General features: G+C 64.3%; 22 protein-coding genes. 6 read left to right on the forward strand and 16 right to left on the reverse strand.

The features are described 5' to 3' along the window. Positions 1-154: 154 nt before the first annotated feature. Together tgt and queA are read right to left on the reverse strand one after the other, a co-directional pair. Positions 155-1,285 (reverse strand): tRNA guanosine(34) transglycosylase Tgt, encoded by a 1,131-nt coding sequence (gene tgt, locus PCE31106_RS04210; RefSeq protein WP_017233100.1) that lies wholly within the window; start codon positions 1,283-1,285, stop codon positions 155-157. 137 nt (positions 1,286-1,422) lie between these two features. Continuing rightward, complete coding sequence (queA, locus tag PCE31106_RS04215; protein WP_150562479.1) at positions 1,423-2,505, reverse strand: tRNA preQ1(34) S-adenosylmethionine ribosyltransferase-isomerase QueA; 1,083 nt, start codon at positions 2,503-2,505, stop codon at positions 1,423-1,425. A gap of 102 nt (positions 2,506-2,607) precedes the next feature. Here queA and recG point away from each other — a divergent pair, with 102 nt between their 5' ends. Beyond that, positions 2,608-4,899, forward strand: coding sequence for an ATP-dependent DNA helicase RecG (gene recG / locus PCE31106_RS04220; protein WP_150562480.1), 2,292 nt, complete (start codon positions 2,608-2,610; stop codon positions 4,897-4,899). Between the two features lie 166 nt (positions 4,900-5,065). Next, positions 5,066-6,010: a LysR substrate-binding domain-containing protein gene (locus PCE31106_RS04225; RefSeq protein ID WP_017233103.1), complete on the forward strand. Its 945-nt coding sequence runs from the start codon at positions 5,066-5,068 to the stop codon at positions 6,008-6,010. Positions 6,011-6,186: 176 nt separating this feature from the next. On the opposite strand, the gene PCE31106_RS04230 is transcribed toward PCE31106_RS04225, so the two are convergent. Further along, the gene (locus PCE31106_RS04230; RefSeq protein WP_254440894.1) at positions 6,187-6,888 is read right to left on the reverse strand and encodes a thiamine phosphate synthase; all 702 of its coding nucleotides are present in this window, start codon (positions 6,886-6,888) and stop codon (positions 6,187-6,189) included. A 242-nt stretch (positions 6,889-7,130) separates the two neighbouring features. Here PCE31106_RS04230 and PCE31106_RS04235 point away from each other — a divergent pair, with 242 nt between their 5' ends. From PCE31106_RS04235 to PCE31106_RS04245, 3 genes are all read left to right on the forward strand, one after another. Beyond that, positions 7,131-7,619, forward strand: a complete 489-nt coding sequence (locus PCE31106_RS04235; protein WP_017233106.1) for a Dps family protein — start codon at positions 7,131-7,133, stop codon at positions 7,617-7,619. Positions 7,620-7,704: 85 nt separating this feature from the next. Continuing rightward, the gene (locus tag PCE31106_RS04240) at positions 7,705-8,493 is read left to right on the forward strand and encodes a YdcF family protein (protein WP_150562481.1); all 789 of its coding nucleotides are present in this window, start codon (positions 7,705-7,707) and stop codon (positions 8,491-8,493) included. A 118-nt stretch (positions 8,494-8,611) separates the two neighbouring features. Then, positions 8,612-9,019 (forward strand): GlcG/HbpS family heme-binding protein, encoded by a 408-nt coding sequence (locus tag PCE31106_RS04245; RefSeq protein WP_017233108.1) that lies wholly within the window; start codon positions 8,612-8,614, stop codon positions 9,017-9,019. Between the two features lie 392 nt (positions 9,020-9,411). Here the strand turns inward: PCE31106_RS04245 and hemP are convergent, their stop codons facing one another. The 13 genes from hemP to PCE31106_RS04310 all read right to left on the reverse strand — a co-directional run bounded on the left by hemP (position 9,412) and on the right by PCE31106_RS04310 (position 19,776). Continuing rightward, entirely contained in the window at positions 9,412-9,648 is a 237-nt protein-coding gene (gene hemP / locus PCE31106_RS04250; protein ID WP_026131789.1) for a hemin uptake protein HemP, read from the reverse strand. A gap of 155 nt (positions 9,649-9,803) precedes the next feature. Continuing rightward, positions 9,804-10,274 carry an SRPBCC family protein gene (locus PCE31106_RS04255; protein ID WP_017233110.1) on the reverse strand — a complete coding sequence of 157 codons (471 nt, stop codon included), beginning with the start codon at positions 10,272-10,274 and terminating at the stop codon, positions 9,804-9,806. Positions 10,275-10,340: 66 nt separating this feature from the next. Then, on the reverse strand, positions 10,341-10,751 hold the full coding sequence (locus PCE31106_RS04260; protein ID WP_017233111.1) for an OsmC family protein: 411 nt from the start codon (positions 10,749-10,751) through the stop codon (positions 10,341-10,343). Positions 10,752-10,922: 171 nt separating this feature from the next. Further along, a complete protein-coding gene (locus tag PCE31106_RS04265; RefSeq protein WP_017233112.1) occupies positions 10,923-11,819 on the reverse strand; it encodes a pirin family protein in 897 nt (298 codons plus the stop codon). Between the two features lie 233 nt (positions 11,820-12,052). Next, positions 12,053-12,478 (reverse strand): ExbD/TolR family protein, encoded by a 426-nt coding sequence (locus tag PCE31106_RS04270; protein WP_026131790.1) that lies wholly within the window; start codon positions 12,476-12,478, stop codon positions 12,053-12,055. A 27-nt stretch (positions 12,479-12,505) separates the two neighbouring features. Then, positions 12,506-13,243, reverse strand: a complete 738-nt coding sequence (locus PCE31106_RS04275) for a MotA/TolQ/ExbB proton channel family protein (protein ID WP_017233114.1) — start codon at positions 13,241-13,243, stop codon at positions 12,506-12,508. Between the two features lie 39 nt (positions 13,244-13,282). Next, entirely contained in the window at positions 13,283-13,933 is a 651-nt protein-coding gene (locus PCE31106_RS24455; RefSeq protein ID WP_150562483.1) for an energy transducer TonB, read from the reverse strand. A gap of 488 nt (positions 13,934-14,421) precedes the next feature. Further along, the gene (locus tag PCE31106_RS04285; protein ID WP_017233116.1) at positions 14,422-14,679 is read right to left on the reverse strand and encodes a (2Fe-2S)-binding protein; all 258 of its coding nucleotides are present in this window, start codon (positions 14,677-14,679) and stop codon (positions 14,422-14,424) included. Between the two features lie 113 nt (positions 14,680-14,792). Continuing rightward, a complete protein-coding gene (murI, locus tag PCE31106_RS04290; protein WP_150562484.1) occupies positions 14,793-15,671 on the reverse strand; it encodes a glutamate racemase in 879 nt (292 codons plus the stop codon). A 112-nt stretch (positions 15,672-15,783) separates the two neighbouring features. Beyond that, positions 15,784-16,263, reverse strand: a complete 480-nt coding sequence (bfr, locus tag PCE31106_RS04295; protein WP_017233118.1) for a bacterioferritin — start codon at positions 16,261-16,263, stop codon at positions 15,784-15,786. Positions 16,264-16,551: 288 nt separating this feature from the next. Continuing rightward, positions 16,552-18,075, reverse strand: a complete 1,524-nt coding sequence (locus PCE31106_RS04300) for a fumarate hydratase (protein ID WP_150562485.1) — start codon at positions 18,073-18,075, stop codon at positions 16,552-16,554. A gap of 15 nt (positions 18,076-18,090) precedes the next feature. Further along, the gene (locus PCE31106_RS04305; protein WP_017233120.1) at positions 18,091-18,663 is read right to left on the reverse strand and encodes a TIGR00645 family protein; all 573 of its coding nucleotides are present in this window, start codon (positions 18,661-18,663) and stop codon (positions 18,091-18,093) included. A 186-nt stretch (positions 18,664-18,849) separates the two neighbouring features. Continuing rightward, complete coding sequence (locus PCE31106_RS04310; protein ID WP_302476042.1) at positions 18,850-19,776, reverse strand: DMT family transporter; 927 nt, start codon at positions 19,774-19,776, stop codon at positions 18,850-18,852. Positions 19,777-20,078: 302 nt separating this feature from the next. Between PCE31106_RS04310 and acs the strand changes: the two genes are divergently transcribed. Further along, complete coding sequence (acs, locus tag PCE31106_RS04315) at positions 20,079-22,061, forward strand: acetate--CoA ligase (protein WP_150562486.1); 1,983 nt, start codon at positions 20,079-20,081, stop codon at positions 22,059-22,061. Positions 22,062-22,073: the final 12 nt, after the last annotated feature.

Genomic DNA, 22,073 nt, shown 5'->3' on the forward strand with positions numbered 1-22,073 from the left:
CCTTATGTAAGACGTGTAAAAGCCGCGTGTGGCCGGAGCTCCGGACACGCGCGGCGTGTGTTTCGGTGCGTGGATGCAGGATCCAAGCCCGACATTTTACCACTGCCCAACCCCGGTCTCCGGGGTTTCGGCGCCCGCTGGCGCGCGACGGCCGTCAATGCACGCCGCGCGCGCGATCGGCCCGGAACTGGGCGACGAAAGCGTCGAAACGGTGCGCTTCGATGGCATCCCGGATTTCCTGCATCAGCGTGAGATAGTAATGCAGGTTGTGGATGGTGTTGAGCCGCGCGCCCAGAATTTCCCCGGCTCGCTGCAAATGGTGCAGGTAGGCGCGCGAGAAGTTTCGACAGGCGTAACAGCCGCAAGTTTCGTCCAGAGGGCGCGTATCGGTCTTGTGCGACGCATTGCGGATCTTCAGATCGCCGAATCGCGTGAAGAGCCAGCCATTGCGCGCGTTACGCGTGGGCATCACGCAGTCGAACATGTCGACGCCCGCCGCCACGCCAGCCACGAGGTCCTCCGGTGTGCCGACCCCCATCAGGTAGTGGGGTTTGTTCGCCGGCAGCCGCGGCGCCACGTGCTGGAGCACGCGCATCATGTCTTCCTTCGGCTCGCCGACCGACAACCCGCCGATCGCATAGCCGTGAAAGTCCAGTTCCGACAACCCGGCGAGCGACTCGTCGCGCAAATGTTCGTACATACCGCCCTGCACGATCCCGAACAGCGCATTCGGGTTCTCTAGACGGTTGAATTCGTCGATGGAGCGCTTGGCCCAGCGCATCGACATGCGCATCGACTGGCCGGCCTCGACTTCCGTGGCCGGGCGGCCGTCGATCTCGTACGGCGTGCATTCGTCGAACTGCATGACGATGTCCGAGTTGAGCACGTGCTGGATCTGCATCGAGATTTCGGGCGAGAGGAAGAGACGGTCGCCATTCACAGGCGACGCGAACTTCACGCCTTCCTCGCTGATCTTGCGCAGCTCACCGAGGCTGAATACCTGAAAACCGCCGGAATCCGTGAGAATCGGACGATCCCAGCCCATGAAGCGATGCAGCCCGCCGTGGGCGGCGATCGTCTCCAGCCCGGGGCGCAGCCAAAGGTGGAAGGTATTGCCGAGGATGATCTGGGCGTTGTTCTCGACCAATTCGGCCGGCGACATCGCCTTGACCGAGCCGTAGGTGCCGACCGGCATGAAGATGGGTGTCTCGACCACGCCGTGGTTGAGCGTGACGCGCCCCCGGCGGGCTTGTCCGTCGGTGGTGATGAGTTCGAACTTGAGCATGTGTCGTGCGCCCCGGCACCACCGGCAACACAAGCCGGCGCCCGCACAGGACGTCAAATAAGCGGCCGGCGCCCCATGCGCGGCCAAGCCGCTATTGTACCGGGTCGCACGGCCGTCGATCCAACGGCCGTGCCGCGTCAGGCGGCGGCTTTCGGCGCGTCGTGAGGCGCCACGCGCGAGAGGATCATCGCGTCGCCGTAGCTGAAGAAGCGGTAGCGCTGCTCGATCGCATGCCGGTAGGCCGCGCGGATCGTCTCCATCCCCGAGAACGCCGACACCAGCATGAGCAAGGTCGATTTGGGCAAGTGGAAGTTGGTAATGAGCCGGTCGACCAGTTGGAAATGGTAGCCCGGCGTGATGAAAATGTCCGTCTCGGCACTGCCGGCGCGCAAGGTGCCCGGCGCCCCGCCCGCAGCCAGCGTGGCTTGCGCGGCCGACTCCAGGGCACGCATCGACGTCGTGCCGACCGCGACGACGCGGCCGCCGCGCGCGCGGGTGGCGGCGATGGCGTCGACCAGCGACGGCGTGATTTCGTACCACTCCGAGTGCATCTTGTGTTCGCCGATGTTCTCCACGCGCACCGGCTGGAACGTGCCGGCGCCCACGTGCAGCGTCAGTGTGGCGCGGTGCACGCCCAGTGCGTCGAGGCGGGCGAAGAGGCTGTCGTCGAAATGCAGCCCGGCGGTCGGCGCGGCCACCGCGCCCGGGTTGCGGGCATACACGGTCTGGTAGCGCGTTTCGTCGGCGGCGTCGGCGTCGTGTGCGATATACGGCGGCAAGGGCAGGCGGCCGTAGGTCTCCAGCAGCGTATAGCAGTCGTCCGGGAAGTGCAGCGTGTAGAACGGTTCGACGCGCTCGCCAACGGTCACGTCGAACGCATCGGCCAGATGCAGCACGGTGCCGGGCGTCGGGCTCTTGCTCGCCCGGATCTGCGCGAGCACGGTGCGGTTGTCGATCACTCGCTCGACGAGCACCTCAATCTTGCCGCCGCTCGCCTTCTGGCCGAACAGGCGCGCCTTGATGACACGGGTGTCGTTGAACACCAGCAAGTCGCCGGGGGCGAGCAGGCTGGGCAGATCGGCGAAGCGCCGGTCGTACAGATGGGGCGGCGTGACGCTGCCGTCGACCTCCAGCAGGCGGCTGGCGGTGCGCTCGGTGAGCGCGGTCTGCGCGATCAGTTCGGGCGGCAGGTCGAAATCGAAATCGGAAAGGGTATACATCAGCGTTTACAATGCGTAGCAACCGACATTTTACTTGGTTCGTCCGAAGGCCTGCCGGCACGGTGTGCGCCTCACGGCCGAACGTCCCCGACTCGCGACTGCATGACCGAACGCAGAATGCCCGCCACCGCGCCTGACGACGCCCCCGCCGACCTCGTGGATCTTGCCGATGCCGCCGGTGCACAGGCCGATGTCGCGCCACGTCCCGCAGCGAAGCGCGGCCGGCGCCCGGCTACGCCGGCGCACGCGCCGACAGGGGAGGACGACGCGGCCCCCGCCACGTCCACCCAGTCCTCCCAGTCACCGAAAAACGCGAAGGCCGCCGCGCGCAAGACGACCGGCTCGGGCACGGCCGACAAGCTCGCCAAGCTCGGCCTGAAGCGCGACATCGATCTGATTCTACATCTGCCGATGCGCTACGAGGACGAAACCACCCTGCGCAAGATCGGCGAAGTGCTGCCGAGCGAACTGGCGCAGGTGGAGGGCGTCGTCACGTCAAGCGAAGTGGCCTACCGGCCGCGCCGTCAATGGGTCGTACGCATTGCGGACGACGGCCACGAACTCGTGCTGCGTTTTCTGAATTTCTACGGCAGCCAGCAGAAGCAACTCGCCGTTGGCACGCGCGTGCGGGTGCGTGGCGAAGTGCGTGGCGGCTTCTTCGGATTGGAGATGGTCCACCCCGCGTATCGCGTGGTGCAGGACGCCGCCGCGCCGCTGCCGGAGTCCCTCACGCCGGTGTACCCGAGCGCGGCGGGCCTGTCGCAAGCATATCTGCGCAAAGCGATCCACAACGCGATGGAGCGCACGCCGTTGCCGGAGTTGCTGCCGCCAGGACTGCTCCAGCGTGTCATGGGGCCCGAGCATCCGCTCCCGGCGTTGTCCGACGCCGTCCACCTGCTGCACGCGCCTCCGCCCAACGTGTCCGAGACAGCGCTTGTCGAGCGCTCGCATCCGGCATGGCTGCGTATCAAGTGCGAGGAGTTGCTCGCGCAGCAACTGTCGCTCAAACGGGCACAGGCGGCGCGTCGACGGCTCGCGGCCCCTGCGCTCGGCGCCCGCGTGCCGGGGGGCTTGCTCGAACGTTTCGAGGCGGCGCTGCCGTTTCGCCTGACCGACGCCCAGCAACGCGTGTGGGCTGAGATCCGCGCCGATCTTGCCGAACCCCATCCGATGCAGCGCCTGCTTCAGGGCGACGTGGGCAGCGGCAAGACGATCATTGCGGCGCTGGCCGCGGCACAGGCCATCGACGCGGGGTATCAGGCGGCGATCATGGCGCCGACCGAAATCCTTGCGGAGCAGCATCTGCGCAAACTCTCGGGCTGGCTTGCGCCGTTGGGCGTCGAGGTCGCGTGGCTGGCGGGCAGCATGAAGGCGAAGGAAAAGCGCGAGGCCCTTGCGCGCGTGGCGAGCGGCGACGCGCAACTGGTCATCGGCACGCACGCCATCATTCAGGACACCGTCACGTTTGCGCGACTGGGCATGGCGGTAGTCGACGAGCAACACCGGTTTGGCGTGGCACAGCGTCTGGCGCTGCGCAGCAAGATGCAAACCGCCGGCATGGGCGGCAACGCCATGCCGCATCAGTTGATGATGAGCGCGACGCCCATTCCGCGAACGCTCGCGATGACGTACTACGCCGATCTGGACGTTTCCGTGATCGACGAGTTGCCGCCGGGCCGCAGTCCCGTCGTCACCAAGCTGATCAGTGACACGCGGCGCCCGGAAGTGATCGAACGCGTGCGGGCGGCGGCGCTGGCCGGCCGCCAGGTGTACTGGGTTTGTCCGCTGATCGAGGAGAGCGAGGCGCTGCAATTGCAGACGGCCGTCGACACGCATGCCCAACTGGTCGCGGCGCTGCCCGAGTTGCGTGTGGGACTCGTGCACGGGCGGCTCGCGCCGGCGGAGAAGGCGGCCGTGATGGACGACTTCACGCGTGGCGACACGCATCTGCTGGTGGCGACCACGGTCATCGAAGTGGGGGTGGACGTGCCGAACGCCTCGCTGATGGTCATCGAACATGCGGAGCGCTTCGGGCTTGCGCAACTGCACCAGTTGCGCGGACGCGTGGGGCGCGGCTCGGCCGAATCGGTGTGCCTGTTGATGTATGCGTCACCGTTGTCGATGGGCGCGAAGGCCCGTTTGCAAACGATGCGCGAGACTACCGACGGTTTTGTCATTGCGCGACGCGATCTGGAGATTCGCGGCCCGGGTGAATTTCTCGGCGCGCGGCAGTCGGGCGCGGCGATGTTGCGCTTCGTCGATCTGAATGAGGACGCGTGGCTGATCCCGGGCGCCCAGGAGGCGGCCGATGTGCTGCTCGCGTCGCACCCCGGTGCCGTGGCGGCGCACCTGGAGCGCTGGCTCGGGGCGCGGGAAGACTATCTGAAGGCATGACGCCGGTGTCTGCGCGACGGTCGGGCGGCGAGGCGTCAACGGACGCATCTGCGCTGGCATCAACGCGGACGTCGACCGAAAACGGGCAATCGCCGCTCGATTGTGCTATAAAAAACAAAATCTATCGATTGCGGTAATTCGATTAATTTACACAGGTTAGGACGACATGACCCTCACGGAACTCAAGTACATCGTGGCGGTGGCGCGCGAACGCCATTTCGGTCGCGCAGCGGAAGCCTGTTTCGTCAGCCAGCCGACGCTCTCGGTGGCCATCAAGAAGCTCGAAGACGAGCTGAACGTACAGATTTTCGAGCGTGGCGCCGCCGAAGTGAGCGTGACGCCGCTCGGCGAGCAGATCGTTGCCCAGGCGCAGCGAGTGCTCGAGCAGACGATCGCCATCAAGGAAATCGCCAAGCAGGGGCGCGATCCGCTTGCCGGGCCGCTGCGTCTGGGCGTGATCTACACGATCGGGCCGTATCTGCTGCCGTCCCTCGTCAAACAGATGATCGAGACGACGCCGCAGATGCCGCTCATGCTGCAGGAGAACTACACGCTCAAGCTTATCGAGCTGCTCAAGCAGGGCGAAATCGATGCGGCGGTCATGGCGCTGCCGTTCCCGGAGAGCGGCCTGATGGTGCGCCCGCTTTACGACGAACCGTTCGTCGTGGCGCTGCCGCGTTCGCATCCGTGGTCTGAGCGTGAGCACATCGACGCGGGCGATCTCAAGCAGGAGACGATGCTGCTGCTGGGCAGTGGGCATTGTTTCCGCGATCACGTCCTGGGCGTGTGTCCGGAACTGATGCGCTTCTCGCAGAATGCCGACGGTATCCAGAAGACGTTCGAAGGCTCGTCGCTGGAGACCATTCGCCATATGGTCGCGAGCGGCGTAGGCATCACCGTGCTGCCGAAGACGTCGGTGCCCGAGACGCAGGCGCCCGACAGCCTGCTGCGCTATGTGCCGTTCTCGGCACCAGTGCCTGACCGTCGCGTCGTGCTGGCGTGGCGCAAGAGCTTCACGCGGCTGCCCGCCATCGACGCCGTGGCGCAAGCCATCGCCCGATGCCATCTGCCGGGCGTGATTCCCCTCGATCTGCCGGCAACATCGAACTGATACGCCGGGACCCACCCGTTCCGTTACCGCTTGAAGGTGCAATACGCCGTCGCTTGGTGCTGCGGCGTATTGTTTTTAGCTATTGAGCACATAAAAACGATTAACTCGACCGTTTTTATAAGGCGAATTAGTCTTAAGCACCGAGAAGCCCGGCAAGCCATGACCGAGCGCGTCGACTACGGCCAGAAGGCGCGTATGGCGGCAATGCCGTAGGCCCCGGCGTGGCGCGCGCTCGACAAGGCGTCGTCCCGCATGCCGCCGAGGGCGAACACCGGCAGCGACGTTTGCGCGGCGAGCGCGGTGAACGCGGGCCAGCCAAGCGGCTTGGCGTCCGGATGCGTCGCGGTGACGAGCACGGGCGATAGCGTAATGAAGTCGAGGCCCAGACGCGTGGCGCGTTCGACCTGTTCCGCGTTGTGACAGGCGGCGCTGACAAGCTTCCAGCCCGCGGGACGAGCATCGCAGACCATGAGTCGCGCACTCGTCAGATGCCAGCCGTCTGCCTGCGGGACAGTACTGGCGTGCACGCTGTTCGGTGCGTCGAGCCAGAGATCCGCAACGCTTTGCGGCGGGTTGAGGATAAGTTGCGCACCTGCCGCATGGGTCAATGCCAGGGCGCTCTCTGCCAAGGCCCGGTAGCTGTCGGCATCGAGCGAACGATTGCGAAGCTGTACCAGACGGATGCCGCGGGCGAGTGCTTGCGCGAGTTGTGACGCGAACCCGGCGATCTGTGAGCGCGTCGCGATATCGGGCGTCACCAGGAGTTGGCGCGGCAGAGGCGTTTGAGCGGGAGGCGTGGCACGGTCCGCTTTGTCGTGCGCGGCCGGGCGGTCGGGCATCGACAGGCGGTAGGCGGAATCTGCGGGGTCGGCGGACATGCGCGCAGTGTAACCGGAATGCCAGCGCGCACGTCTCGAGGAAAGTACGGAGAGCGCTCGCGCGAAACATCGGCGGGTGAGAGGCATCACATCCAGACGTGCCGGGTATCGTCACACGATCCCGATAGACTGGACCGATGCCCGCCGAAGTCGGGATTCGTCGGCCTGCGCCGGCATTTTCATTTCAGTCCAGTGTGCCCCCACAGTACGACGGGGGGCACCATCACCAACGGAGTCGGACCATGGCAAAGAAGAACAATGTGGCTAGCGTGAATATCGGCATCAGCGAGAAGGATCGCAAGCGTATCGTCGAAGGATTGAGTCATCTGCTGGCCGACACCTATACCCTTTACCTGAAGACGCACAACTTCCATTGGAATGTGACCGGTCCGATGTTCAACACGCTGCATCTGATGTTCGAAGGCCAGTACAATGAACTCGCCCTGGCCGTCGACCTGATTGCCGAGCGTATTCGCGCGTTGGGTTACCCGGCGCCGGGGACCTACAAGGAGTTTGCGAAGCTGTCGTCGATTCCCGAAGCCGACGGTGTGCCGGCTGCCGAAGAGATGATTCGCCAATTGGTCGAAGGGCAGGAAGCGGTGACCCGCACCGCGCGCGGCATTTTCCCGACGGTCGACGCCGCCTCCGACGAGCCGACCGCCGACCTGCTCACGCAACGCATGCAACTGCATGAAAAGAACGCATGGATGCTGCGCAGCCTGCTGGCCTGACAGCCTGACGTCAGGCCCAGCTATCGCACGGAAAATGTCATAGGGAAAAGGTGCGCTGCGCAGTGCAGTCCAGTACACTGGCCGGATGCCCTTCGATTGGCTTGCCCGCACCCTTCTCGTCACCCTGTTCCTGCCGCCGGTCAATGTACTGCTGCTAGCGGGTTTCGCCGTCGCCATCGGGCGGCGCTGTCCGCGTGTCGGCAAAACGTTGGCGATCGTCGCGATACTTGCGCTATGGGTGCAGGCGATGCCTTGGTTCGGCCGGCAGTTGGCTCGACCGCTGGAAACCGGCTCCCCGATCGATCTCAAGTCGCTCGACGCCGCGCGCGGGGTGAGCGGGGCGGCAGCGACGCTGCCGCAGGCGGTGGTGATCCTTGGTGGCGGGGTGACCCGTCACGCGCCAGAATTCGGGCGTGAACGCGATTCCGATCTGAAGGCCCCCACGTTGGCCCGCGTGCGGTACGGCGCGCTGCTCGCGCGTCGCACGCAATTGCCGGTGCTTGTCTCGGGCGGCAGTCCGACTGGCGATGTGGTCGAGGCGCGCATGATGGCCCAAGTCGCGACCGAAGAATTCGGCGTCCCGGTGCGCTGGATCGAAGGACAATCGTTGAATACGGCGCAAAACGCCACCTTCAGCGCGCGTATGCTGGCGAACGTCGGCGTGTCGCGCGTCTATCTGGTCACGAGCGCCTGGCATATGCGCCGGGCCCGCGACCAGTTCGAACGTGCTGGACTGACGGTGGTACCCGCACCGTGCTGCAATGCGAATGCGTTCGAAGCGGATGTTATCCCCGGCTGGTGGCCCACCGTCGGTGGCTTGCGCACCACACATCAGGCGCTGCGCGAATGGATGGCCCTGGCCGTGGGGCATTGAGCTTTTCATTCCCTTTTCGATGCCACGAAGTACCGGCGTCTCAAAGGGACGACGAACGAATCGGGGTCACGCATGGATGCGGGCTCCTTGAATTGCCAACCTCAAACGAGAGAGACGTATGAAGACGAAAGCTGTCCTGAGCGTTGAAGACGTGCAGAAGATCAACGCCGCCGCCGTGGCCGAAGCCACCGCGAACGGTTGGAACGTGTGCATCACGATCGTCGACGACGGCGGTCACGCGCTGTCGCTGTATCGTATGGACGGTGCGGCGCCCAGCACGGCCATGATGTCGCTGGGCAAGGCGCAGACCTCCGCGGTCGGCCGTCGTGAAAGCGGCGCGTTCGAGGAGATGATCAATGGCGGCCGCTTTGCGTTCCTGAGCGCGCCGAACACCGCGATGCTCGAAGGCGGCGTGCCCATCGTGATCGACGGCAACGTGATTGGCGCGGTCGGTGTGTCCGGTGTGAAGTCGACGCAGGATGCCCAGATCGCGCGGGCTGGGATTGCGGCGGTCAAGCGCGCCTGAGCGCCTCGGGGCACTCGCCCGCCTCCACAGATCCGTAGGGACAAAAAGCATCGTCGATGAGTTCGGCGATGCTTTTTTTTCGACGGCACCAAAGAAAAACCCGTCCTCGCGGACGGGTCAAAGGCTTGTCAGGCCGGATGGCCACCCCCTGAGGCTTGGCAGGCTGGGCCACGAGGAGAACATCAATGAAACTCGCGTGGACGGACAAAAAAAGCGGCTTGGCTGGCGTGCAACGCAGGTAGAGAGGGGCTTGCCGTAACTACATGGGATTGCGTTGCATTCGCTGGCTACTGCCAAACACCTCTTAGGCGAGGTGGTCCCCACAAAACTCGGTAACGGGGCGGCACGGTCGTGGTCGTGCCGCCGCCAAAATTCGTGACGGATTGCGCGTCTTATTTCGTCAGGATCAACTTGCCGTACCGCGTGGCGCGCAACTGATACGTCTGTCCGTTGTGCAGGATGTTCACGCATTGCGTGCCTTGCAGCAGGTGTTCGCTCGTGAGCGCGCGCCCCGTGGTGTGGCTGGCCGATTTATCCGTTTGCGCACGTGACGCCGACAACGTGCGGCGCGGTGCCATGGCGGGCGGGGTCTGGCGGGCAGGGGTGTGGCTTGCGGTCATCTCGCTCATCCGTGTGGCTGACTATGAGACAGATAATAAATGAGAATCATTACCATTTACATTTAAATATGGCTATTGCTGTGATTTCCAAATAGTGAGTGGCTAATCGCGGATTCGCCGGACGGTGGCACGCCACGCCCGGCGAATCGTTTGCCGATGATCGCTTAGCCCAGCGCGCCTTGTTCGGCGAGTGCCCGGATCTGCCCGACGGTGTCGATATCGGCCTCACGATAGGCGGACTTCACGAACTCGCTATAGCGCGTGTCTGCCGTGGCGGCGTCTTCCTGCAGTGTGGTGCTGTAGGTGAAGCGCACGAAGTAATGCGTCGGCGTCGGTTCTTCGATACGCATGGTGAGGGTGCCACCCGCGTGTTGATCCGTCGCCGCTGTCTCGTAGCGCACCCACTGCTGGGCCTCGAAGACGACCCGGTCGTGCACCACCGCTTCACCGAAGCGCAGCTCGCGGGTCAGCGAGTCGTCGGTGCGTTCGTGCACGATGCACTTGTCGAGTCCGAGCACGAAAGTCTCCGGTTGCTCGGCGCGCAGCACGAGACCGCGCCACAGTTGATCGCGCGTCAACGCGAAGGCCAGCGGATTCAGGAGGTCGTTGACCTCGATCAGGTGTTCGTACTGCAAGAAAGTCTCCCCGTGCATCGGTGCGGGCCGGCATGCGGTGACAGCATGCCGGCGTCGCGCCGAATATTACTCGACCAACAGACTGTCGATGGCAATGGTGCCCGATAACACCTTGTGAATTGGGCACGCATTCGCGATTTCCAAGAGGCGCTGACGCTGCTCCTCCGACAAATCTCCGGCCAGTTCGATTTTGCGCGTGATTTGCGTGGTCCCGACGGGCGGTTTGCCGTCCGGATTCATCGCGAGCGTCACGGTCACTTCCTTGAGCGGCCATTCCTTGCGCCGCGCATACATCTGCAACGTGATCGAGGTGCAGGCGCCGAGACTGGAAAGCAGCAACGCCGCAGGGGCGGGACCGAGGTCGCCGCCGCCGAGCGCCGCGGGCTCGTCGGCCAGCCATTCATGCTTGCCGTCCGAGAGAGGCGTGGTAAAACCTGCGGCGCCCAGATGGGCGGTGACTATCGCTTCTGCAGCCATGGCAGCTCCTGTGGGGGCCAAATCAACGTTAGGGTGAACGTCACGGAACGTATCGGGAGAGGATGAGAACGGCCCGGTGAAGACGTCGAGCCACAACGCACTCTGCGTGCCATTGTGACCCAAATTCACCGGGCCGGTACGAACGGCGGGGATCTCCCCGACGACGACGCCTCAGTCGGTGGTGCTCGAGGCCGGAATCCGTCCCATTCGGCCGGCCTGGAAGTCGAGAATCGCCTGACGAATCTCGCCCTCCGTGTTCATCACGAACGGGCCGTAGCGGGCCACCGGCTCACCCAGCGGCTTGCCGCCGATCAGCAGGAACGACATCGGTCTGTCGCTAACGTTGCGCACGGCAATGCGCTCGCCGGCGTCGCCGAATACGACCATCTGATGCGTCTTGGCCACAGTGGCGTCGTCGCCGAATTGCCCTTCGCCGTCGATCACATAGGCGAACACGTTGAAGTCCGTGGGCACCGAATGATCGAGCACTCCCTGCGATTGCAGCGTGAAGTGCTGGTACAGGATCGGCGTCCGCGTTTCGATGGCGGCGCGCGTGCCAAGCGCCTCGCCCGCAATCACGCGCACCGACACTTTGCCGTCTTCGCTGGTCGCGCTCGGGATGCCGGCCGCCGGCAGTTCCTGGTAGCGCGGCGTCATCATCTTGTCCGTGCGCGGCAGGTTCACCCAGAGCTGGAAGCCGTGCATCTCGCCGCCGCGCTGCTGAAAGGCCTGCGAGGGCATTTCGGAGTGGATGACGCCCGCACCGGCCGTCATCCACTGCACATCGCCTGGCGTGAGCTTGCCCGCGTGGCCTTGTGAGTCGCGATGCTCCATTTCGCCAGCGAGCAAGTACGTCACGGTCTCGAAGCCGCGGTGCGGGTGATCGGGGGCGCCCTTGGCGTCGCCGGGGGCGACTTGCATTGGCCCCATTTCGTCGAGCAGGAGGAACGGATCGAAGTCCGTCATCATGCGTGTCGGGAACGGGCGATTGACGTGAAAACCGGCGCCTTCCTGCGTTTGCGCTGCCGTGAAGACGCGGGCGATCGGGCGGGCGGACGGGGTGCTCATGGGGAAACCTCCTGTGGGGGGCGCACGCCGAGATGGCGTTGTGCGTCCAATGTCGTGCCCAAACTATATCGGGGCGCATGGCCCTGGGAGTAGCCCGTAACGCAGGAAGGATTGTTACCCGATTGGAACAATGCTGGCCAAATGTGGCCGCACGACGTCGTTTGCGAATTCGATGGGCGAAAAAAAGCGCGGTGACGAGCACCGCGCTTGCGCGATTCGTGAACGCGTCAAACCTATTTCGTGTCGGGGGCGGTCACGAAGCCGAGTTTGGTGATGCCGGCCGTCTGCGCTTGCGCCAGCACTTTGGCGACGCTCTCGTAGCGCACGTTCTTGTCGGCGAACAGGTGCAGTTCCGGCTGCGGCTGCGCTTCGGCGGCCTGCGCCAGGCGCGCCTTGAGCGCGGTCTCGTCGACGACCTGCTTGTCCCAGAAGACGGTGCCGTCGGCCTGGATCGACAGATCGATCTTGGCCGGCTTGGTGTCTTCCGGCTGGCTGCTTGCCTGCGGCAGGTCGAGCTTGACCGATTGATTGAGCACCGGCAGCGTCACGATGAAGATGATCAGCAGTACCAACATGACGTCGACGAGCGGCGTCATGTTGATCTCGCTCATCATGGCGTCGTCGGCACCGTCGTCGCTGCTGTATGAACCCATAGCCATGGCGAACTCCTTGTCTGGCGCGGCGGTTTAGCTGGCGCTGGCCGGGGTGGACTTGCGCACCGGCGAGACGTTGGTCGCGAACTGCGTCGGGTGCAGGCTGGCGCCGGTCAGGAAGTAGGCGTGCAGGCTGTGGGCAAAACGGTTGAGCTTCGACACGATGCCCTTGTTGGCGCGCGTCAGGGCGTTGAAGCCGAGCACGGCCGGAATGGCGACGAACAGACCGAAGGCGGTCATGATGAGCGCCTCGCCCACGGGGCCGGCCACTTTGTCGATCGTCGTCTGGCCCGATGCGCCGATCGCCAGCAGGGCGTGATAGATGCCCCATACCGTGCCGAACAGACCGACGAACGGTGCGGTCGAGCCGATCGACGCCAGCATGGCCAGGCCGCTTTGCAGGCGCGACACCGTGTCGTCCACCGAGTTCTTCAGGGCGCGCGTGATCCAGTCGCTCACATCCATCTTGTCGTGCAGGTGCGGCTGGCTCTGGCGGTGATGCTCGGCGGCGTCCTGGCCGGCGAGGGCCAGTGCGAGGAACGGGTTGTTCTGCCCGGATTCCCCCAGCTTCTGCAGACCGGCGGAGAAATTCTCCGAGTGCCAGAAATCCGGCTCGGCGGTGCGCGTCAGGCGGCTCAGGCGGAAGACCTGGGTGCCCTTGATGAGGATGACCGTCCACGACAGCACAGACATCACCAACAACACGATCGCGATGGCTCGGGTAACGAAATCGCCCTGCGCCCAGACGTGGCTCAAACCATACTCTTGCATTTTGCTTTCCTCGGGAGATCCCGTTCGTGAAGGGTTGCGTTAATTGTCGATGTTGAATCTGAAAGGCTTCGTCGCCGTGGTTTCTACCGCGCGTCCGTCTTTCATCGGCGCAGCGCAGCGCATCTTGTAGGCCGATTCGATGGCGGCTTTATCGAGTCTCGGATAACCACTCGACTTGACGATGTTTGCCTCCGCCACTCGGCCTTGCACATTGATGACCATCCTTACCGTCGCGACGCCCTCCTCACCGAGTCGGCGTGACTGCGTCGGATAGATCAGCGGCGGATCCGGGCATTCGAGTTTCAGCCCTTCGACGCGGCCCGGCGGCGCGACGGCCTGTGCCGGTGCTGGCGGTGCCGCTGGCGCGACAGGTGCCGTGTCTTTCACCGGCTCGGCACTTGGCTGCGGCGGCGCTACCGGCTCGGCCTTTTGTGCGATGGCATTGGGCGCCGATACGCGAGGCTTGGGCGGCGGCGGAGCGACCTTTGGCTTCGGAGGTTCGGGCGCGGGCTTGGGGGGGGATGCCTGCGGCGGCGCGGGTCTCGGTTGGGGCGGAACGATGGTGGCGGTGAAGACCGTCGGCACAATCGTGGCCGGCGCCGGGGCATTTCGCAGGTGCGACAGGCCCACCAGCGCGGCAATGTGGGCGACGACGATCACTGCCGCAATTGCGACGGCGCGCGGCGACATCAGCGGATCGCGGCTCGGCATGAGCGTGAGGCCAGAAGGGGGCACGGTCGACATGGTAACGGCTAGGGTACGCTAAATTGCGGCGACGAACGGCGAGCGCTGCGCGGTGCGCGATGACTCGACGTTCGGGATAGGCCGGGACGTACGATGAAAGGAAAACCGCGCCAAGCGGCGCGGTCGGCGAACACAGTGACGGCATGAATCGAGCGCCGTGCGCGAACTCACTTTCGAAACAGAAAAAACGACAAACATAGCGTCGACACAAAGCCAATCAGGAGTTCCATTTGACACCTCCGGTGGGTGAGAAGTCGCTGGCTGGCGCTGGGCGGCACATGCGAATCGTCGCATAGGCCGCCGTTGGCTGGCGCTGTTGCCGATGCGACACTTGGCCGCAGAGGCGATTCGGAAACATGCCAGGCAGAACACTCGGCAGAATCGCTGCCGATGCCGCAGGGCAATCGGGGGAGGGCGTGACGGTGCGAGCCGTCTCAGGCGGCCAGCGCCAGTTCCCGCACGACCACGACTTCCGAGGAGGGCGTCGCATGGGCTGACTGGCAGCCACCATCGCACGAGCGGCCGCAGCACGGCGACGCACCGGACACCATTTCCTGAACATAAGGGCCGCACTTGCCGCAGCACAGCGCAACGCCGAGGTCGATCTGAAGATCTTCCATCGAGGTGGCACCGGCATCGATGCAGGCCTTGATCTGGCGTTCGGAGACGGATTTGCAGACGCAGACGATCATGATGAAAACGTCAAAATGTAACACTAATGAGAATAATTATTATTCAAGTGATGATGTTTTGCAAGTGCCGTCGACCTATTCCATGGCGCGAGCAGGGGTTTGCGGTCGCGGGTTCAGGCGGAGATGATGGGAAGGTTTGGGAGCGGATCGAGACTGGCCGGGCCATCCGACGTGATCTCGGCAATGTCGGCGATCTCGATCGTCTGAACGCGTGGCGCGTTGGGCAGTAGCCGATCGGCCATCGTCTGCAGCGCGCTTGCGTTCGCGGTGGCGAACAATTTGAGGTCGCCACGGGTGTCGGGCAGACGAGGGGCGATCAGGGCATCGGATTCGAGACGCCGCTGAAGCTGCCGGGCGATGGCCGCACCGGTGTCGATAAGGGAGAGCGTCGTGCCGAAGCGTCGCTGGATGGCCGGTATCAGGAAGGGATAGTGGGTGCAGCCGAGCACGAGCGTGTCGGCGCCTTGCGACACCATCGGTTCCACGTATCGTTCGAGCAGTGCCATGACGTCAGGTGAGTCGACATCGCCGGCTTCGATGCGCTCGACGAGCCCGTGGCCCGGCTGGCAAAGGAAGCGTTGGCCTTGTGCGGTGTGGCGCGCGAGCAGATCGGCGAACCGGGTGCTGCGCAGCGTGGCCGCCGTAGCGAGGACCCCGATTACACCGCGCTTCGACACTGCCGCTGCGGGTTTGATGCCGGGCTCGACGCCGACGACCGGCCAAGAGGCATCGGCGCGAAGTGCTGCCACGCCGTGCGCCGTCGCGGTGTTGCAGGCGACGACGAGTGCCTTGGCACCGCGCTCGCGCAGCCACCGGCCGATCGCCAGTGTGCGTTGTTCGATGAACGCGTCGGGGCGCTCGCCGTACGGAGCGAAGCGGGAGTCGGCCACATAGAGCAGGGACTCTTGCGGGAGGAGGGCGCGTACGGCCTGAAGCACCGACAGGCCGCCGAGACCGGAATCGAAAACGCCAATCGGCGCGTTGGAGGGCATGGCAAACGAAAAAGGGCCGGCAAATGGCCGGCCCTGGAATTCTAGCGCAAAGCCCGCGAACCCATATCGGTGCGGCGATGCGTGGTGCGTCCGCGTGCTGCGGCGTGCGACCTTATTCGTCGAACGACGCCATGCCAGACTGCTGATAGTTCTGCAGACCGACCTTGTCGATCAGTTCGATTTGCGTTTCCAACCAATCGATGTGCTCTTCGGTGTCGTGCAGGATCTCGTTGAAGATTTCGCGCGAGACGAAGTCCTTCACGCTTTCGCAATGGGCGATCCCTTCCTTGCAAGTTTTTTGCGAGAGGTATTCGAGCTTCAGATCGCACTTCAGGATTTCTTCCGTGTTCTCGCCGATGAGCAGCTTGTGCAGATCTTGCAGGTTCGGCAGGCCGTCGAGCATGAAGATGCGTTCGATCAGCTTGTCGGCGTGCTTCATCTCGCCGATGGACTCGTCGTACTCGTGCTTGCCGAGCTTTGCGAGGCCCCAGTGGTTGTACATCCGGGCGTGCAGAAAGTACTGGTTGATCGCCGTCAACTCGTTCGTGAGCTGCGCGTTGAGGAGTTCGAGAACTTTCTTGTCGCCTTTCATTTGGAATCCCTGCCTTGTTCGGTTTGCGAGCGGTTGAAGCGTAGCCTGAAAAGGCTGGGAAGCCAAGCCTTGCCGGGCCTTTCGTGAACCAAGGTGCAAATGGAAATGCGATCCATTCGTGCTCCTTCGTGTGAGATCGGCATGGCGCGGATCGGCGCGGAGCGGACAAAAAAAGCCCGGCGAAGGCCGGGCTCGGTCCAGCAGGCGCTGACCCGGCTGTCTGCGGCCGGGGGCAACCGGGTGTCGCGTTGTGGCGCGCTACTTCGCGCTACGTCGCCTTACGGCGCATTACTCGGCAGCGACCGGGATCTTGCCGATCTTGGCTTGCCATTCCTTCGGACCAGTCTGGTGCACCGAGACGCCGGTCGAATCGACGGCCACGGTCACGGGCATGTCCTTGACGTCGAACTCGTAGATCGCTTCCATGCCGAGGTCTTCGAACGCGAGCACGCGCGCCGCACGAATGGCCTTGGACACGAGATAAGCGGCACCGCCAACGGCCATCAGGTACGCAGCCTTGTGCTTCTTGATCGCCTCGATGGCGGCCGGGCCGCGCTCCGATTTGCCGATCATGACGGCGAGCCCCGTCTTCGACAGCATCATGTCGGTGAACTTGTCCATGCGGGTGGACGTGGTCGGGCCCGCCGGGCCGACGACTTCGTCGCGCACCGGATCGACCGGGCCGACGTAGTAAATCGCGCGGCCGTTGAAGTCCACCGGCAGCGGCTCGCCGCGGCCGATCATGTCGGCGATGCGCTTGTGTGCCGCGTCGCGACCGGTGAGCATCTTGCCCGAGAGCAGCAGGGTCTGGCCCGGCGTCCAGCTGGCGACTTCTTCCGGCGTGAGCGTGTCCAGGTCGACGCGCTTGCTCGTCTCGGTATTCGGTGCCCAGTGCACGTTCGGCCATGCGTCGAGCGACGGTGCGGCGAGGAACGACGGGCCCGAGCCGTCCAGCGTGAAGTGCGCATGACGCGTGGCCGCGCAGTTCGGGATCATGGCGACCGGCTTGGACGCCGCGTGCGTCGGGTAGTCGAGGATCTTCACGTCGAGCACGGTCGCCAGGCCGCCCAGGCCTTGCGCGCCGATACCGAGGGCGTTGACCTTCTCGAACAGCTCGATACGCAGCTCTTCGTTCCAGTTCTGCGGACCGCGCTTGATGACGTCATGAATGTCAATCGGGTCCATGAGCGATTCCTTGGCGAGCACCATGGCTTTTTCCGCCGTGCCGCCGATCCCGATGCCGAGCATGCCCGGCGGGCACCAGCCGGCGCCCATCGTCGGCACCGTCTTCACGACCCAGTCGACGATCGAATCGGACGGGTTGAGCATCACGAACTTCGACTTGTTCTCCGAGCCGCCGCCCTTGGCTGCGACCGTGATGTCGACCTTGTCGCCTTCCACGATTTCGTAGTGGATGACGGCGGGCGTGTTGTCCTTCGTGTTCTTGCGACCGGCTTCGGGCGGCGCCACGATCGAGGCACGCAGCACGTTGTCCGGGTGCATGTACGCCTGACGCACGCCTTCGTTGATCATGTCGGTGAGGTTGCGCTTGGCGTCCCAGCGCACATTCATGCCGACCTTCACGAACACGGTCACGATGCCGGTGTCCTGGCACAGCGGGCGGCGGCCTTCGGCGCACATGCGGCTGTTGGTCAGGATCTGCGCGATGGCGTCGCGCGCGGCGGGGCTTTGCTCGGCCTCGTACGCCCGGCCCAGTGCCTGGATGTAATCGGCCGGATGGTAGTAGCTGATGTACTGCAGGGCACCGGCGACGCTCTGAATGACGTCGTCTTCTTTAATGACGGTAGACATGAAACGGCTCTCGACTTAGTGGGGACGGATAGGGGTAATGACTTGCGGGGTCGCGTACGCCGGGGCGTGGCTCTCGTTCGTCAACTTGTTGACGACGGCCATGACGACGGCGGAAAGCAGGAAGACACAATGAATGATCACCTGCCACATGATCGTGTGGGGCGTTTGCTGGGCGGCATCGATAAAGGTCTTGAGCAGGTGGATCGACGAAATACTGATGAGCGCCATCGACAGCTTCACCTTGAGCACGCCGGCGTTCACATGATCGAGCCACTCCGGCTCGTCCGGATGGCCTTCGACACCGAGGCGCGAGACGAACGTCTCGTAGCCGCCGATGATGACCATGATGAGCAGGTTCGAGATCATCACCACGTCGATCAGGCCGAGCACAACGAGCATGATCTGCGTTTCGTCGAACGTCGTGGCGTGCGAGATCAGGTGCCAGAGTTCGGCCAGGAACTTGTAGACGTAGACGCCTTGCGCGGCAATCAGCCCCAGATACAACGGCAGTTGGAGCCAACGGCTGAAGAAGATGATGCGGGGCAGGGGGCGCATCGGCGCGTCGGACGGGCGGCCGGGAGTCGACATGGCGGTTTTGACGAAATGGTGACAGTGGTCGGCGCTTGCCGCGGCAGACCGGAATTATTGGATACGCAAATCAAATAGAAGGACATCGGGCGATACGGCGACTGGCTTGCCCGTGACGGATATCGCGTCGCGACATTCGGCTTGGCGGGCATTTTACAACGTCTGGCCGCAGGCGCTGTGTCCGATTCAATCTCGGGCGGGCAATAGCGTCTTGCGTGAACCGGCGCGCGGCAACGCGGCGAGCACGATCCCGGCGACGGTCAGGGCCAGCGCGGCGCCTTGGGCGGCGGCCAGCCGCTCGCCGAGGAAGATCACGCCGTACGCGGTCGCCGCCACGGGCACCATGGCGGTGAAAACCCCCGCGAGTTGAGCGCTGACGTGCCGAATGCCGCGCATCCACAGGAAAAACGAGAAGACACTGGCGGCGAGTCCGTACCAGACGATGAGCGCCCAATGCCCGGGCGTCAGCGCTGCGTAGTTCACGGCCATCAGGCCCGCCACGCCGAAGGGGAGCATCAGCGCGCCGCCGATCAGGTGGGTGTAGGCGCAGATATCGATGGCGGCGAGTTCGGCGGCGAGCCGTTTCGAGACGATCACGTAAATGGCTTCGCAGACCACGGCGCCGAGCACGAGCAGGTTGCCCAGCCAGGCGTTGCCGGCGGCGCCCGGGGCGCTGGCGCTGTGCGTGTCGCCGCGCGACAGGTTGAGCAGGGCGACCCCGGCAATCGCCAGTCCGATGCTCACCAGCGTGCGTCGTGACGGCCGTTCGCGCAGCACGCCCCACGACAGCAGGGCGACACAGGCCGGCAGCGTCGCGGTGATGACCCCGGCGGCGGTGGCCGTCGTCATCCGTACGCCCGAGAGCATGAGCAAGGTAAAGAGAAACGTGCCGAAGAACGTTTGCACGAAAAGGTTGCGCCATTGGGGGCGCGTGACGCGTCGCATGGCCGACGGACGGTAGCGGGGCGCGAGGGCGACGATGGCGATCACGAAGCGCCACAGCGCGAAGGCGGCCACCGGCATGACGGCGACCATGGTCTTGCCGATGCCGACGTTGGTGCCCACGAAGGTCATCGCCAGTGCCAGCGCGAAACTCGGAAAACGCGCAAACAGGCGGTCGGCGGGTGACCCCGTCGGGGGCGACGGCGTGGGTGGTTGGAACGGAGATGTCGAATTCACGGGCGCTCCGTGCGAGTCCGGGGTGGCGAGTCGGGGGGGATGCGGGTAGGATTGTAGCGAATTCGCCACAGTCTGACGCCCTACGGGTGCGCGTTCGCGCGAGTCCCGCGCGCGGCGCGACGACGTCGCGTGCGCCAGTGTAAGGCGTTAGTAAGTCGCTCGTCTTAATGTGACGTTAGCGATCTGTTTGGGCTTGATTGCAATGGTTTTTGCATATCTATAAGAGGGGACAACTCATGGCAGCAATCGAATCGGTATTGCAGGAGCAGCGCGTCTTCGCGCCGCCGCAGGCGCTCGTCGCCCAAGCGAAGATCTCCGGCATGCCCGCCTATGAGGCGCTGTGCGCCGAGGCCGACAAGGATTACGAGGGATTCTGGGCGCGCCAGGCACGCGAAAATCTGGCCTGGCACAAGCCGTTCACGCAAGTCCTCGACGAGACCAACGCGCCGTTCTATACGTGGTTCGCCGACGGTCAGATCAACGCTTCCTATAACTGTCTGGATCGCCAGATTGAAGCGGGCCTGGGCGAGAAGACGGCCATTCTATTCGAGGCAGACGATGGCACGGTGACCCCGGTCACCTATCGCGACCTGCTCGCGCGCGTGAGCCGCTTCGCCAATGCGCTCAAGGCCAAGGGAGTGAAGAAGGGCGACCGCGTGGTCATCTATATGCCGATGTCGATCGAAGGCGTGGTCGCCATGCAGGCGTGCGCGCGTATCGGCGCGACGCATTCGGTCGTCTTCGGCGGCTTCTCGGCCAAGTCGCTCAACGAGCGCGTGATTGACGCCGGGGCGGTGGCGATCGTCACTGCCGACGAGCAGATGCGGGGCGGCAAGGCGCTGCCCTTGAAGGCCATCGTCGACGAAGCGCTCGCGATGGGCGGCTGCGACCATGTGAAGTCCGTGATTGTCTACCGTCGCACGGGCGGCAATGTGACGATGCACCCAGGTCGTGACGAAGTGCTGCAAGATCTCGTCGCCGGTCAATCGGATCAGTGCGAACCGGAGTGGGTCAGCGCGGAGCATCCGCTTTTCATCCTCTATACGTCGGGCTCGACGGGCAAGCCGAAGGGTGTGCAGCACAGCACCGGTGGCTATCTGCTGTGGGCGTCGCTCACCATGCAGTGGACCTTCGACATCAAGCCCGACGACGTTTTCTGGTGCACGGCCGACATTGGCTGGATCACTGGTCACACGTACATCGCTTATGGTCCGTTGGCGGTGGGCGCGACGCAGATCGTGTTCGAAGGCGTGCCCACGTACCCGAATGCGGGGCGGTTCTGGGAGATGATCGGGCGTCACAAGGTGACCGTGTTCTATACGGCGCCGACGGCGATCCGTTCTTTGATCAAGGCGGCCGACCAGACGCCCGCGGTGCATCCGAAACAGTACGACCTGTCGTCGCTGCGCATTCTCGGGTCGGTCGGCGAGCCGATCAATCCGGAGGCGTGGATGTGGTATTACGAAAACGTTGGCGGCGGGCGTTGCCCGATCGTCGACACGTGGTGGCAGACGGAGACGGGCGGACACGTGATTACGCCGCTGCCGGGTGCCACGCCGCTGGTGCCGGGGTCGTGCACGCTGGGTCTGCCGGGCGTTGCGGTGGCCATCGTCGACGAAACCGGGCAGGACGTGCCCAACGGTCAGGGCGGCATGCTGGTGATCAAGCGTCCGTGGCCGGCGATGATTCGCACGATCTGGGGCGATCCGGAGCGTTACAAGTCGAGCTACTTCCCGTCGGAGTTGGGCGGCAAGATCTATCTGGCGGGGGATGGCTCGATTCGCGACGCCAAGACGGGCTACTTCACGATCATGGGCCGAATCGACGACGTGCTGAACGTCTCGGGCCACCGCATGGGCACGATGGAAATCGAGTCGGCGCTTGTCGCCAACCCTCTCGTGGCCGAAGCGGCGGTCGTGGGGCGCCCCGACGACACCACGGGCGAGGCGATCGTGGCGTTCGTGGTGCTCAAGCGTTCGCGCCCGACGGGCGACGAAGCCAAGCAACTGGCCGTTGAACTGCGTAATTGGGTGGGCAAGGAGATCGGGCCGATCGCCAAGCCGAAGGACATTCGCTTTGGAGACAACCTGCCGAAGACTCGTTCGGGCAAGATCATGCGCCGTTTGCTTCGCGTGATTGCCAAGGGTGAGGAGATTACGCAGGACACGTCTACGCTAGAGAATCCGGCCATTCTGGAGCAGCTCAAGCAGGCGCAGTAAGCGCGGGTTCCG

The organism is Pandoraea cepalis, assembly GCF_902459665.1.
Lineage (GTDB): Bacteria > Pseudomonadota > Gammaproteobacteria > Burkholderiales > Burkholderiaceae > Pandoraea > Pandoraea cepalis.